This is a genomic window from Isoalcanivorax indicus (assembly GCF_003259185.1).
GTDB classification, from domain to species: Bacteria; Pseudomonadota; Gammaproteobacteria; order Pseudomonadales; family Alcanivoracaceae; genus Isoalcanivorax; species Isoalcanivorax indicus.
Genome location: NZ_QGMP01000001.1, coordinates 339,354 through 351,377 on the forward strand (window position 1 = coordinate 339,354; position 12,024 = coordinate 351,377).

The following is a 12,024-nucleotide window of genomic DNA, read 5'->3' on the forward strand; positions in this document are numbered from 1 at the left end:
ATGGCGGACGTGTCACACCTGAGTCGTCTGGGCGACGCCGCCGTCCTGGTGGTGGGCGATGTCATGCTGGACCGTTACTTTAACGGTGACACGCACCGGATTTCTCCGGAAGCGCCCGTGCCAGTGGTGCATGTGGCGGGCATCGAGGACAAGGCGGGCGGTGCCGCCAACGTGGCGCGCAATATTGCCCACCTGGATGGTCGGGTCGGGCTGCTGGGCCTGATCGGCGAGGACCGTGAGGGTGCGGCCCTGCGCGATATCCTGGTGGCGGAGCGCATCCACTCAGAACTGCTGAGCGACCCTGCGCTGCGCACCATCGCCAAGATGCGCATCATTTCCCGCCACCAGCAGGTGGTGCGCCTGGATATGGAAGCGCCTTTCCCGGCGGCGGCGGCGGAGCGTCTGGCCGCGCGCAGTACTGCGCTGCTGGATGATTACGATACCGTCATTATCAGCGACTACAACAAGGGCGCCCTGCGCCGCGTGGGTGACATCATCCAGGCGGCTCGTGCGGCGGGCAAGACCGTGCTGGTGGATCCCAAACAGGCGGACTTCGCGGTCTATCGTGGCGCCGATGTGATTACGCCGAACCTGTCCGAATTCCGTCTGGCGGGCGGTCTTGTCGGCAATGACACCGAAATGCTGGCCTCGGCCCGGGAGATGTTGGCTCGAGCGGAGATTGCCGCCATGCTGCTGACGCGTAGCGAGCAGGGTATGAGTCTGATCACGGCGGACAGCCATCACCATTTCCCCGCAGAGGTGCTTGAGGTCAGTGATGTGACCGGCGCTGGTGACACAGTCATCGCGACATTGGGAGCGCTGTTGAGTGCTGGGGTGCCGCTGGTCGATGCCGCCGAGCTGGCCAACCTGGCGGCGGGCATCGTGGTCGGCAAGTTGGGGGCGGCCACCGTTTCGCCGGAGGAACTGGCGGCGCGCATCAGCCGCACCCGGCATGCGGCAGGATACACGCCGACCGTGGCCCAGGCGTTGCAGCATATCGCCTTCGCCCGCGCGCAGGGTGAGCGCATCGTCTTCACTAACGGCTGTTTCGATATCCTGCATGCGGGTCATGTGCGTTATCTGGCTCAGGCCCGTGCTCTGGGTGACCGGTTGGTGGTGGGCCTGAACTGTGATGCTTCGGTTCGCCGTCTCAAGGGCGACAGCCGCCCGGTCAATACGCTGGAGGACCGCGCCGAGGTGCTGCGCGCCCTGGCCTGTGTTGATTGGGTGCTGCCGTTTGGCGATGACCTCGCCGAGCAGGACACGCCGGCGCGCCTGATTGAACAGGTGTGCCCACAGGTGCTCGCCAAGGGGGGCGACTACACGGTGGATACCATCGTGGGGGCTGATTTCGTGCGGGCGAACGGCGGTGATGTGCGCGTTCTGCCTTTGCTGGAGGGGCGCTCAAGCAGTGCAATTATCAGCAAGATGAGAGGCTGATCCGCAAGGCGCCCTGCCTAGCGCGCCGGTCTGTACCCTTGTAGCAGTAGGCGCAGGATCCGTATTTTTCGGGCAATTCGAGATGCACGGTTGCGAACCCGATCTGTCAGCGAGCGAGTCTTTTTTTCTCTGGACTGGCTCATATCAATGCGCTCGGCCTCGATAAGGCTGGTGGAGAGGTCTTCCGGGTGGGCCAGCGTATTGCTCAGTAGCATTCTGATGCTGGTGTTGCTGAAGAATGCGCCCCAATCGTCGGCGACGCGAAGCGCGCGCTTCTGTGTGGCGATAATCCTTTCTGCTGCGGGCCTTCCAACAATATAGCAGCATGTCCGGAACATATAGCGGTATGAAAATGGAGCCAGGATATAGGGCTCCTGGCTGTTGTTTCGTTTCCCGAATTGATACTTGCGGTGGCTCAGGCCTTCCTGCCCCCCGCAAATCAATATGTCATTGTCATCCAGGCGCTCAGCGAGATCCGCAAGGTGCTGAATGTCCATGTCATTGCCCAGAATGTCATCCTCGAGCACAAGGGCATGCCTTGCATCCGACGCAAGGAAGGCCTCCAGAGCGGCAATGTGGCTCAGAGAGCAACCGACTTCGGCGGGCGACATCAGGCCTCGGCCTTCCCGCAAAGAGGCAGTGACATATTTGAAGTAGCTGCCAGCATCCAGCTTTCTGCCGTCAACCGCCGAGAGATGGACGGTGTGCGGCCATGTTTCGGGGAAGCGCTCACGAAAGACATCCCTTCGAGCAGTATCCTTGTCCAGGGAGACAAGATAAATGGTCATGGGTGACGTGTTCACTGTTCTGTTTCTCTTGGTGTTGACAGGGTTACCAGAGGGCTTTCCGCCGTCCAGGCGTCGATATAACGCGAATTCTTTCCGTAGCTGTTATCAAGGACTTCGTGGGGCTTGTCCATGAGGCATGCCAGAATATGCGCGTGCAGCCTGTCGGTCCTTACTGACCCATACCGGCTGAAACGCCTTTCGGCCAGTTTGGCGATGTGGCTGGAGTATCTCAGCCAGAGCGCGGCTACGGCGTTCGCTGTGCCGGGCGTTCTTGCGCGTTTGAACAGGCTTCGGAAGAATCGAATGATCCTTCGGTGTCGGCTGCCGAGTATGTCATACCAGTCGACTGTCATGTGGGCGGGGTGCAGCGGGGCTTCGCAAGTGGACTCGATGTCCTTTCTTAATAGAAAAAGCTGGTCTTTGGATGGTTCTGAGCGGGTTCCGATCGGGTACAGATAATGGGCCATGTCAGGTGCCATGGAGCGCCTGTCCTGCAGTGGTTCGGCAAGCTTGTAAGATGCCTTGTCCCTGACAAAAAGGTGGAGGTCGTTATGTGAAGCAAAAAGCGACATACAGCGATCCAGATTTTCCTGATGCAGGAAATGTATGCTCTGAGGAAGAATGATGATGCGATTGCCCGGGAATTTTCGAACAACCTCTTCCCTCAATGTCTGATGAATCGGGTAGATGTCCCCCAGGTTGCCTCCCCCTTGCATGAGGATGACGTCATCGGGACGAATGGCATCAAAACAGGGATTGTATGCAGAGACTGTCAGCGATGGTGGCTGGGCAAACCTTCTGAGGTACGAACAGGTGCCCAGCATGATGAGTAAATCCCCGATGTTGCCGTAAACAGGGATATCCATCAGTACAAGACGATGCCCTTTAATGAGTCGATCCAGTGCCGGATCAGGTGCGCTCAGCTTCGCCATGATTGTCTGATGAGACTGAAGGGCTTCAGCACCATCCTGCAATGATATATTCATCCATTTCCTTGTGGCATAATCGGGAATTATTCTTGGATAATAAGGTAAATGCTGTGAAATTGTTGGTGACTGGAGGGGCAGGCTATATCGGGAGCCACACCGTCGCCAGTCTTCTGACGAACGGGCATGATGTTACCATTCTTGACGACCTGAGTAACAGTACGGCGTCAAGTATCAGGGGGATCGAACAGGTTTCTGGTCGTTCGCCGCACCTGGTCGTTGGTGATATACGGGATGGCGAATGCCTGGACCGTATTCTGCGAGGCGGCGACTTTGGCGGGGTCCTCCATTTTGCCGGCCTCAAGGCTGTTGGCGAAAGTGTTCGCCATCCGGCACGCTACTATTCCGTCAATGTAGGTGGTTCAATCGAGTTGCTTGCCGCCATGCGGCGCCACAACGTCAGGCGCCTGGTCTTCAGTTCTTCAGCCACGGTGTATGACACAGAAGCCGAAATGCCCCTTCAGGAGTCGTCTCCGTCAGGGCATCCGGGCCATGCCTACGGTCGCTCCAAGCAGATGGTAGAGCAAATACTGACGGATGAGGTGGGATCGGATCCCTCGCTGGCAGTAGCGGTGCTACGTTATTTCAATCCGGTAGGCGCCCACCCGGAGGCCGCACTCGGCGAAGCGCCTACGGGCACCCCGAATAATCTGGTTCCTTACATCGCTCAGGTGGCGGCTGGTATTCGCCCGTACCTCGAGGTCTACGGTGGTGACTACCCGACCCCGGATGGTACGGGGATGCGCGATTATGTCCATGTTATGGATCTGGCGCGCGGGCACGTTCTGGCGCTCGATTTTCTATGTGCCCATGGGGGGTTGCACAAATGGAATCTGGGCGCAGGCCGGGCATATAGCGTGCTGGAAGTCGTGAAGGCTTTTGAATTGGCGCGTGGCCAACAGATTCCATACCGGATTACAGGCAGGCGTCCTGGTGATGCAGCAAGTTACTGGGCTGATGTTGGCAAGGCGGCCCGGGAGCTCCGATGGACGCCGCAGTACACACTGGAGGATATGGTCAGACATGCCTGGGCGTGGCAGCAAGTGCTCGCCAGACGGGTTTGAGTGATGCCCGGCGGGATTTGGCCGCAGAGGCCTGCCTGAGAGCTGGTGCTCGGTGTTATGATGCCGTTCGCGTAATTACGACTTCTCAAGCGCATGACCCGGACGTTCCGATGCTGCATCAGCTTCTGTCAGTACTGAAAACATCCGGCGCGACGGACTCATTGAGAGGATGCATACATTGAGCCACCCCGCACCTGACTCCATTTGCATCCTGCGTCTGTCCGCCATTGGTGATGCCTGCAATGCCGCATCGGTAGTTCAGGCGATTCAGCGGCATTATCCGCAGACCCGCATCACCTGGGTGATTGGCCGTGTCGAGGCGGCGTTGCTGGGTCACCTGCCCGGAATCGAGTTCATCATCTTTGACAAGCACCGGGGCTGGCATGCCTATCGAGATCTGTACAAGACTCTGGCAGGGCGGCGCTTCGATGTGTTGTTGCATATGCAGCTGGCCTTGCGCGCCAATATCGCCAGCCTGTGTATCCGTGCGCGTCGGCGCATCGGTTTTGACCGGGCGCGCGCCAAGGAGCTGCATGGGCTGTTTATCAACGAGCGCATCGCGCCCCGGGAGGGCATGCACGTGCTGGACGGGTTTCGTCAGTTCGCCACGGCCATCGGCGTGCCGGTGGCGCCGCCAGAGTGGGCGCTGCCCGTGGCCGAGGCGGATCGCGACTGGGCGCGCGCGCAGCGGGTGGCGGGCGCCCGAGGCCACGTGATTCTGGTGCCTGCCGCCTCGGCGCTGGAGCGCAACTGGCGTGTCGAGCGCTACGCGGCGCTGGCAGCTCATGCGGTGGCTCAGGGGTTTGCGGTGTACCTGTGTGGTGGCCCCACGGATACCGAACGGCGCCTGGCGGCCGAGATCACGGCGCACAGCAGCGTGCCGCTGGTCGATCTGGTAGGGCGTAGCAGCCTGCGCCAGTTGTATGCGCTGTTGCAGCAGGCCAGTCTGGTCGTGGCGCCGGATACCGGGCCGGTGCACATGGCGGTGGCGGCGGGTACGCCGGTGATCGGGCTGTACGGCCACAGCAATCCGGATCGCACTGGCCCTTATCTGTTTCGTGAATATGTGGTGGATACCTACCACAGCGCTCTGGCTGCCCAGCGCGGCAAGACTGCGGAGCAGACGCGTTGGGGCCAGCGTGTCTACGGGGATGATCTGATGGATGCCATCACGGTGGAACAGGTCACGGCGATGTTCGACCGGGTGGTGGCGGAGCGAGGGCTATGAGCGCAGGCCAGGGTGTCCGGGCGGCCTTTCTGGATCGCGATGGCGTGATCAATGTGGATCATGGCTACGTGTACCGGCCGGAGGATGTGACCTTCATCGACGGTGTGTTCGAGGCCTGCCGGCATTTGCAGTCACTGGGCTATCGGCTGATTGTTGTCACCAATCAATCCGGCATTGCCCGGGGATATTTCACCGAAGCAGATTTTCATGCGCTGTGTGACTGGATGCGAGCACGTTTCCAGGAGCAGGGCGTGACACTGGATGCCATTTATTTCTGCCCGCATCACCCGGACAAGGGGCAGGGCGAGTATCGCCAGCAGTGTGATTGCCGCAAACCGGCGCCGGGCATGCTGTTGCAGGCGATTCGTGAGCACGGTATCGACCCGGCGCGCAGTCTGATGCTGGGCGACAAGGGGGCTGACATGCAGGCGGCGGCGGGGGCCGGTGTCGGGCGGCGCATTCTGGTGCGCTCCGGGCAGACCTTCAGCCCCGAGGATGCGGCGCTGGCCGATGAAATCTGGGACAGCGTCGGTGATGCGGTGTCGCGGGTACAGGACGAGGGCTGAGCCATGTATCGCTTGCTCTATTCCGTGCTGCTGATACTGCTGTCGCCGCTGGTGCTGGCACGCATGCTCTGGCCGCGCCGGGGCAAACCGCATTACGGGCGCCGCTGGAACGAATTGCTGGGGGGCGGCCCGGTCACGCCCCCGGGGGGGCTGTGGTTCCATGCGGTCAGCGTAGGGGAAGTGGTGGCTGCAACGCCGGTGATCCGTCGCCTGCGCGAGGCTTTTCCTGCGCAACCGATCCTGTTGACCACCACCACCACCACCGGAGCAGAAGCCGCCCGGGGATTGCTGGCCGATCCCATGATTCGCCATGCCTATGCGCCCCTTGATCTGCCCGGTGCTGTCGCCCGCTTCCTGCGCCGCCACCGTCCGACGGCCCTGCTGCTGATGGAAACTGAGCTCTGGCCCAATCAGCTCGCGGCCTGTGGTCGGCGGGGGTTGCCGGTGGTGCTGCTCAATGCGCGCTTGTCGGAGCGTTCCTGCCAGCGTTATGCGCGCTTCGCCGGTCTGTTTCGCAGCCTCAGCCAGCACCTGACCCTGCTGTTGTGCCAGCACAACGACGATGCGGCGCGATTCGCGCTTCTGGGGGTGGCGCGCGAGCGGCTGCATGTCACCGGGTCGGTGAAGTTTGACATCACGTACGACGATCAGGTGTATGCGGCGGGTGCGGCGTTGCGCCAGCAGTGGGGCGCGCAGCGACCGGTATGGATTGCGGCCAGCACGCATGCGGGCGAGGAAGAGCAGGTGCTGGCGGCCTTCGAGCAGGTTCGCGTGCAGCATCCTGAGGCCTTGCTGGTACTGGTGCCGCGCCATCCGCAGCGCTTTGATGACGTGGCCGGGATATGTCGCAGTCGCGGGCTGGCCATGGTGCGGCGCACCGAGGGGCGGCCGGTCAGTGCGGCGACGCAGGTGTATCTGGGCGACACCATGGGCGAACTGCCGGTGATGTTTGCCGCCGCCGATCTGGCATTTGTGGGCGGCAGCCTGGTGCCTGTAGGCGGGCACAATCTGCTGGAACCCGCTGCGCTGGGGCGGGCGGCGCTGACCGGGCCGCATTACTTCAATTTCAGTGATATTACGGCTCAGCTTTGCGCCCGCGGCGCGGTGCGTGAGGTCGCCGACGCAGTGATGTTGGCGCAGACGGTGTCCGCGCTGCTGGGTGACCCGGCCGCGAGGGCAGCGATGGGCGAGGCGGGGCAAGCCGTAGTGCATGCCAATCAGGGCGCTCTGGAGCGGACGCTCGCAGCCCTGACAGAGGTACTCGGGTAGGCTGTGCTCAGGCGAGAGCCTACAAGGGGAAGGTGTCGGCGTAGCCTTTCAGCAGGTGCGCCACGTCGTCATGCTGAACATGCCAGTGCGCATGCAACCCGGCTTCCTTGCGCAGCGAGCGCTGCAGTCGATCCAGATTGGCCTGTTGCCAGCGCCCGGGGGCGCGCTCACGGCACTTGTCGAAATCGATCAGCCAGACCCGGTCCTGCGCATCCAGCAGAATGTTGTGGGCATTCAGGTCTGCATGCCAGATTCCCGCAGTATGCAGCCGGGCAATGACCCGGCCTGTCTCGGCCCAGACGGCGGCTGGCAAGGGGCCTTCCTGCAGCAGCGCCACCAGATCCCGGGCATCGGGGATGCGCTCGATCATCAGCGCGGCTCGGTAGGTCAGCAGGGTGTCCGGCAGCAGTGCGGCGGCGCAGGGGCGCGGCACGGGCAGACCGGCATCACGCATCATCGCCAGCAAACGGAATTCGCGCATCGCGCGGGTGCTGGCCTCGGGCTGGCGCAGATAGCGGTCGCCCAGCAGCGGCGCCAGCAGCCCGCCGCGACGATAGTGGCGCAGCACCATGTGCCGGTCGCCATCCTGCACGAACCAGGTGGTGCCGCGTCCGGTGGCGGTGCCGGTGACGGCATCGCGGGCGTACCAGTGTTCCGGGTCGAAGCAGGCGGGTGAAAAGTCACTGAAGCAGGCCGGGTCATACAGGAAGCGGTTCCTGCCTGCCGTCAGCCGTTGCAGCGTCGCTGTGGCGGTCATGGCCGCGCTGCCTTGCGATAGGGGTTGTGGCCATCGGGCTGATGCTTGAAGCGTCGATGGACCCACAGATACTGCTCCGGTGCCTTGAGGACTTCAGCTTCGATCAGGGCGTTGATATGAGTCGCGTCGGCCTCATCGTCCCCGCTGGGGAAATCGCTCAGGGGGGCACTGAAACAGATCCGGTAGCGGCCCCCGGGCAAACGGAAGTGCGACACCATCACCACGGGCGAACCGCTCATGCGCGCGAGCCGCGATGTCGCCGTGATCGTGGCGGCGGGCACACCGAAGAAGGGCGCGAAGACGGCATGCTTGAGGCCGTAGTCCTGGTCCGGGGCGTACCAGAGCACGCCGCCGTTGCGCAATGCGCGAACCATGCCGCGAATATCCTTGCGGTCGATATAGGCTTCGGTGGTGCTACCCGCGCCCCGGCCCCGGCTGATCATGCGTTCGAGCACCGGGTTATTGTTGGGCCGGTGGACCGCGCTCAGCGGCACGTACCGGGGAATCAGGCGGCTGCCCACATCAATGGTGTTCATGTGCATGCCCACCAGCAGGACCCCTTTGCCCTGTGCCTTGGCGGCCTGGATGTGCTCCAGCCCCTCGATTTCCAGGCGAGCGTCCAGATCAATGCGGCTGTTGGCGTAGGTACCGGCGATCTCCAGCATGGTTTCGCCGGTGCTGATCACCGCCCGGCGGGCCAGATCACGACGTTCGGCCTCGGGCAGGTCAGGAAAGCACAGATCGATATTGGTGCAGGCGATATGCCGACGGTTGCCGCCGATTCGCCAGACCAGTCGGCCAAGGCCCCGGCCCAGTGCCAGCAGCGCATTCCAGGGGAGTTGCCCGATCAGCCAGATCAGGCCGACAACGCACCAGGTGCCCCAGTAACGCGGGTGGGCCAGTGAGGTGGGGCGAGGGTTCGGCTGCTTCATCAACGGGTTCCGGCATGCAAAGCCTGCAAGTGTACTGACCCGTCTGCGGGGCTGCCACTGGCCGCGTGACGACAGCGCCTGTGCTATCCTTGCGGTCCTGTCATGGATGCAGACGATGGACCGTAATGACCCGCCTTGCCTATAGCCTGCTCTGGTATCTGCTGCTGCCCGCCGTGCTCTGGCGGCTCTGGTGGCGAGGCCGTCGGCAGCCGGCGTACCGGCGTCGCTGGGGCGAGCGCCTGGCGCTGGGGCTGGGCCGCGACCGTTGCCCGGCGTCCATCTGGGTGCATGCCGTGTCGGTGGGTGAAATGCTGGCCGCTGAAGCGCTGGTGGAACAGTTGCAGCGCCGCTACCCGGACATGACGGTGGTGCTGACGACCACCTCCTATGCCGCCTCGGCGCAGGTGCGGGCACGCTTTGGTGATCGCGTGCTGCACGTCTACTGCCCCTGGGATCTGCCTGATGCCCTGCGGCGATTTTTCCGTGCCTTCAATCCGCGCCTTGTCCTGCTCATGGAAACCGAGCTGTGGCCGAACATGATTGCTTTGGCACGCCAGGAAGCGGTGCCGGTGTTGCTGGTCAACGGGCGCCTGTCGGAGCGTGCTTTCCGTGGCTACCGGCGGTTGCCGGGATTGACGGTGCCGATGGTGACCGGGTTGTCCGCCGTGCTGGTGCAATCGTCCGCCGATGCCGCCCGGTTCCGGGTGCTGGGCGCGCACCCCGAGACCATCTCGATCACCGGCAGCATCAAGTTCGATACCGATCTCACCCGTTTGCGACCCGTGTCGGAGGCCCTGCGCGCGGGCTGGGCCGGGCGCCCGGTGTGGATTGCGGCCAGCACTCACAAGGGCGAAGACGAGCAGGTGCTGGCGGCGCATCAGGCGGTGATGCGCACCTGCCCCGAGGCCCTGCTGGTGCTGGTGCCTCGCCACCCCGAGCGCTTCCCGCGTGTGGCGGCGCTGGTGACGGCAGCCGGTTACCGCATGGCCCGGCGCAGCGCGAGTGAGCCGGTCAGCGCGGTCACCCAGGTCTATCTGGGCGATACCATGGGGGACTTGCAGGCCCTGTTCGGAGCGGTGGACGTGGCGTTTGTGGGCGGCTCCCTGGTGCCTGCGGGCGGGCACAACCTGCTCGAGCCAGCGGCCTGGGGCAAGCCGGTACTCAGTGGGCCAGGGCTGGATAATTTCCGCGCCATTGCCGCCTTGCTGGACGAGGCGGGTGCCTTGACCCGGGTGGGTGATGCGCAGACGCTGGCGGCGGCGGTCAGTGCCTTGCTGGCGGATCCGGCGCGCCGTCAGCGCCAGGGCGCCGCCGCAGCGGCCGTGGTGGCCGCCAATACCGGCGCGCTGGCGCAGACGTTACGTGTGGTCAACGAGCAAGCGCAGGATCAGTTGTTGAGCGGGCTCTCGTCGCGAACCCGGTCCAGCTCCACCTGATTCATGGGTTCCAGCCAGTTATTCACCTGCTGAATGTCCTGTTCTTCCAGCACGCCAGCCAGGGCTTTCAGCCCCAGGCTGTCGATGATGTAGTCGTAGCGGGCGTTGGCGTAGTCACGGCGTGCTGCGAACAGGGTCCGCTGGGCATTGAGCACATCCACGATATTCCGCGTACCGACTTCATAACCGGCCTCGGTGGCTTCCAGTGCCGATTCTGCAGACCGGATGGCCTGGGCCCGGGCGGTGATGCGCTGGGCGTTGGCGCTGACCATGCGGTAGGTGGCCAGCGTCTGCTGGCCGACATCGCGCCAGGTCTGCTGGTAGATGTCCTGGCTGGCGGCATGGCGCAGGGCCGCCTGCTTGCGGCGGCTGTTCAGCCCGCCGCCGGCAAACAGCGGCATGTTGACCTCAATGCCGTAGGCGGTGCTGTTGATGTCCTGGCCAGTCGTGCCGAGCCCGCCCGGTAGGTCAAGGTCGGTCCTGTAGCGCTGGTGCTGCGCCACCAGATCCACGGTGGGCGCCATGGCAGCGGTTTCCTGTCGGGCCAGGTACCGGGTGGCCTCGCTCTCGTGCAGGCTGGCCAGAATGCCGGGATTCTGTTGCCGTGCCAGCTCGACCCACTGGCTGGGCTCTGCGGGTTCCGGGCCCGACAGCGGCAGTTCCTCGCGCAGCGCCGCCAGGCTTTGCCAGGTGCGCCCGGTCAGGGCTTCCAGACGGTCACGGGCAATGTCGAACTCGGACTCCAGCACGATCAGTTCCACCCGGGTCAGGTCATAGGCGGCTTCGGCCTCGTAGACATCGGTGATCGGCACCAGGCCGACATCGAAGCGCTCCCGGGTCTGTTCCAGCTGGCGGCCGATGGCACGTTCTTCGGCGCGAATCGAGGTCAGGTTCTCCCAGGCGCGCAGCACACCGAAGTACTGCTCCGACACCCGCAAAAAGAAATCCTGGCGGGCCTGCTGGAAATTGGCGGCGGCCACAGAGGTGGCGGAATCCGCCTGCTTGTAGGCATTCCAGGCGCCCGGGCGGAACAGCGGCTGAGCCAGGGTGAAGGTCAGCGTCTGGTCAGTGGAATCCTGGGAAGGGATGCCCAGGTCGGGGAATTCCCGGCGGCTTTCCAGCCAGCTGTAGGAGGCATTCAGGCTGGGCAGCAGCCCGGCCCGGCCCTGTGTCACGTTCTGTTGCTCGGCTTCCCAGGTGCGCAGCGCGGCGCTCCACTGGGAGTCCGCCTGCCAGGCAGACTCCAGCACATCGGCCAGCGTAGCGGCACGTGCGCCGACGGCGCTGTTCATGAGCACCAGTGCCACGAGGGCAGCAAATAGACGGTATGGACTGCGCATGATTCGTGTTTCCTGTTTTCAGCGACGCGCCAATGGTAGCCTCTGACCGGGGCAAAGGACATCTAATCTGCCCGACCACAAGGTCATTATCTGTACGCCTTTCAATGCCTGTTGGCGCGCCCGTTTGTTGACATTGTCTGTATACATGACCACGGCTTCGGTTGTGGCCCTTCGCGTGGCTGGCGTATAGTGAAGCAGCCGCTGAACCCCGCATTTTT

11 protein-coding genes are annotated in these 12,024 nt (G+C 63.4%); 6 read left to right on the plus strand and 5 right to left on the minus strand.

Going from position 1 to position 12,024, the window contains the following annotated elements:
- On the plus strand, positions 1-1,440 hold the full coding sequence (hldE, locus tag DKW65_RS01550) for a bifunctional D-glycero-beta-D-manno-heptose-7-phosphate kinase/D-glycero-beta-D-manno-heptose 1-phosphate adenylyltransferase HldE (RefSeq protein ID WP_111655602.1): 1,440 nt from the start codon (positions 1-3) through the stop codon (positions 1,438-1,440).
- Between the two features lie 17 nt (positions 1,441-1,457).
- On the opposite strand, the gene DKW65_RS01555 is transcribed toward hldE, so the two are convergent.
- Both DKW65_RS01555 and DKW65_RS01560 read right to left on the minus strand, forming a co-directional pair.
- Positions 1,458-2,228, minus strand: a complete 771-nt coding sequence (locus DKW65_RS01555; protein WP_111655603.1) for a glycosyltransferase family 25 protein — start codon at positions 2,226-2,228, stop codon at positions 1,458-1,460.
- Between the two features lie 11 nt (positions 2,229-2,239).
- Positions 2,240-3,214, minus strand: coding sequence for a polysaccharide pyruvyl transferase family protein (locus DKW65_RS01560; RefSeq protein WP_111655604.1), 975 nt, complete (start codon positions 3,212-3,214; stop codon positions 2,240-2,242).
- A gap of 32 nt (positions 3,215-3,246) precedes the next feature.
- On the opposite strand from DKW65_RS01560, the gene galE reads away from it, so the two are divergent.
- From galE to waaA (DKW65_RS01580), 4 genes are all read left to right on the plus strand, one after another.
- A complete protein-coding gene (gene galE, locus DKW65_RS01565; RefSeq protein WP_245932366.1) occupies positions 3,247-4,278 on the plus strand; it encodes a UDP-glucose 4-epimerase GalE in 1,032 nt (343 codons plus the stop codon).
- Between the two features lie 178 nt (positions 4,279-4,456).
- Positions 4,457-5,506, plus strand: a complete 1,050-nt coding sequence (locus tag DKW65_RS01570) for a glycosyltransferase family 9 protein (protein WP_245932367.1) — start codon at positions 4,457-4,459, stop codon at positions 5,504-5,506.
- Entirely contained in the window at positions 5,503-6,072 is a 570-nt protein-coding gene (gene gmhB, locus DKW65_RS01575) for a D-glycero-beta-D-manno-heptose 1,7-bisphosphate 7-phosphatase (protein ID WP_111655607.1), read from the plus strand. The genes DKW65_RS01570 and gmhB overlap by 4 nt, the downstream gene beginning before the upstream one ends.
- 3 nt (positions 6,073-6,075) lie before the next feature.
- Positions 6,076-7,341 (plus strand): lipid IV(A) 3-deoxy-D-manno-octulosonic acid transferase, encoded by a 1,266-nt coding sequence (gene waaA, locus DKW65_RS01580; protein WP_111655608.1) that lies wholly within the window; start codon positions 6,076-6,078, stop codon positions 7,339-7,341.
- Between the two features lie 19 nt (positions 7,342-7,360).
- Here the strand turns inward: waaA (DKW65_RS01580) and DKW65_RS01585 are convergent, their stop codons facing one another.
- Positions 7,361-8,098, minus strand: coding sequence for a 3-deoxy-D-manno-octulosonic acid kinase (locus DKW65_RS01585; protein WP_111655609.1), 738 nt, complete (start codon positions 8,096-8,098; stop codon positions 7,361-7,363).
- Positions 8,095-9,030 carry an LpxL/LpxP family Kdo(2)-lipid IV(A) lauroyl/palmitoleoyl acyltransferase gene (gene lpxL, locus DKW65_RS01590; protein ID WP_111655610.1) on the minus strand — a complete coding sequence of 312 codons (936 nt, stop codon included), beginning with the start codon at positions 9,028-9,030 and terminating at the stop codon, positions 8,095-8,097. Before lpxL ends, DKW65_RS01585 begins: the two co-directional genes overlap by 4 nt.
- 125 nt (positions 9,031-9,155) lie before the next feature.
- Between lpxL and waaA (DKW65_RS01595) the strand changes: the two genes are divergently transcribed.
- On the plus strand, positions 9,156-10,466 hold the full coding sequence (waaA, locus tag DKW65_RS01595; RefSeq protein WP_111655611.1) for a lipid IV(A) 3-deoxy-D-manno-octulosonic acid transferase: 1,311 nt from the start codon (positions 9,156-9,158) through the stop codon (positions 10,464-10,466).
- Here waaA (DKW65_RS01595) and DKW65_RS01600 read toward each other — a convergent pair.
- Positions 10,418-11,806, minus strand: coding sequence for a TolC family outer membrane protein (locus tag DKW65_RS01600; protein ID WP_111655612.1), 1,389 nt, complete (start codon positions 11,804-11,806; stop codon positions 10,418-10,420). The two genes, waaA (DKW65_RS01595) and DKW65_RS01600, sit on opposite strands and share 49 nt — an antisense overlap.
- Positions 11,807-12,024 lie beyond the last annotated feature (218 nt).

Excerpts from the sequence above, each read along its gene's own strand:
- waaA (WP_111655608.1), top strand. The coding sequence starts at position 6,076 with ATGTATCGCTTGCTCTATTCCGTGCTGCTGATACTGCTGTCGCCGCTG.
- DKW65_RS01600 (WP_111655612.1), bottom strand. The coding sequence starts at position 11,806 with ATGCGCAGTCCATACCGTCTATTTGCTGCCCTCGTGGCACTGGTGCTC.
- waaA (WP_111655611.1), top strand. The coding sequence starts at position 9,156 with ATGACCCGCCTTGCCTATAGCCTGCTCTGGTATCTGCTGCTGCCCGCC.
- DKW65_RS01555 (WP_111655603.1), bottom strand. The coding sequence starts at position 2,228 with ATGACCATTTATCTTGTCTCCCTGGACAAGGATACTGCTCGAAGGGAT.
- hldE (WP_111655602.1), top strand. The coding sequence starts at position 1 with ATGGCGGACGTGTCACACCTGAGTCGTCTGGGCGACGCCGCCGTCCTG.
- gmhB (WP_111655607.1), top strand. The coding sequence starts at position 5,503 with ATGAGCGCAGGCCAGGGTGTCCGGGCGGCCTTTCTGGATCGCGATGGC.
- DKW65_RS01585 (WP_111655609.1), bottom strand. The coding sequence starts at position 8,098 with ATGACCGCCACAGCGACGCTGCAACGGCTGACGGCAGGCAGGAACCGC.
- DKW65_RS01560 (WP_111655604.1), bottom strand. The coding sequence starts at position 3,214 with ATGAATATATCATTGCAGGATGGTGCTGAAGCCCTTCAGTCTCATCAG.
- lpxL (WP_111655610.1), bottom strand. The coding sequence starts at position 9,030 with ATGAAGCAGCCGAACCCTCGCCCCACCTCACTGGCCCACCCGCGTTAC.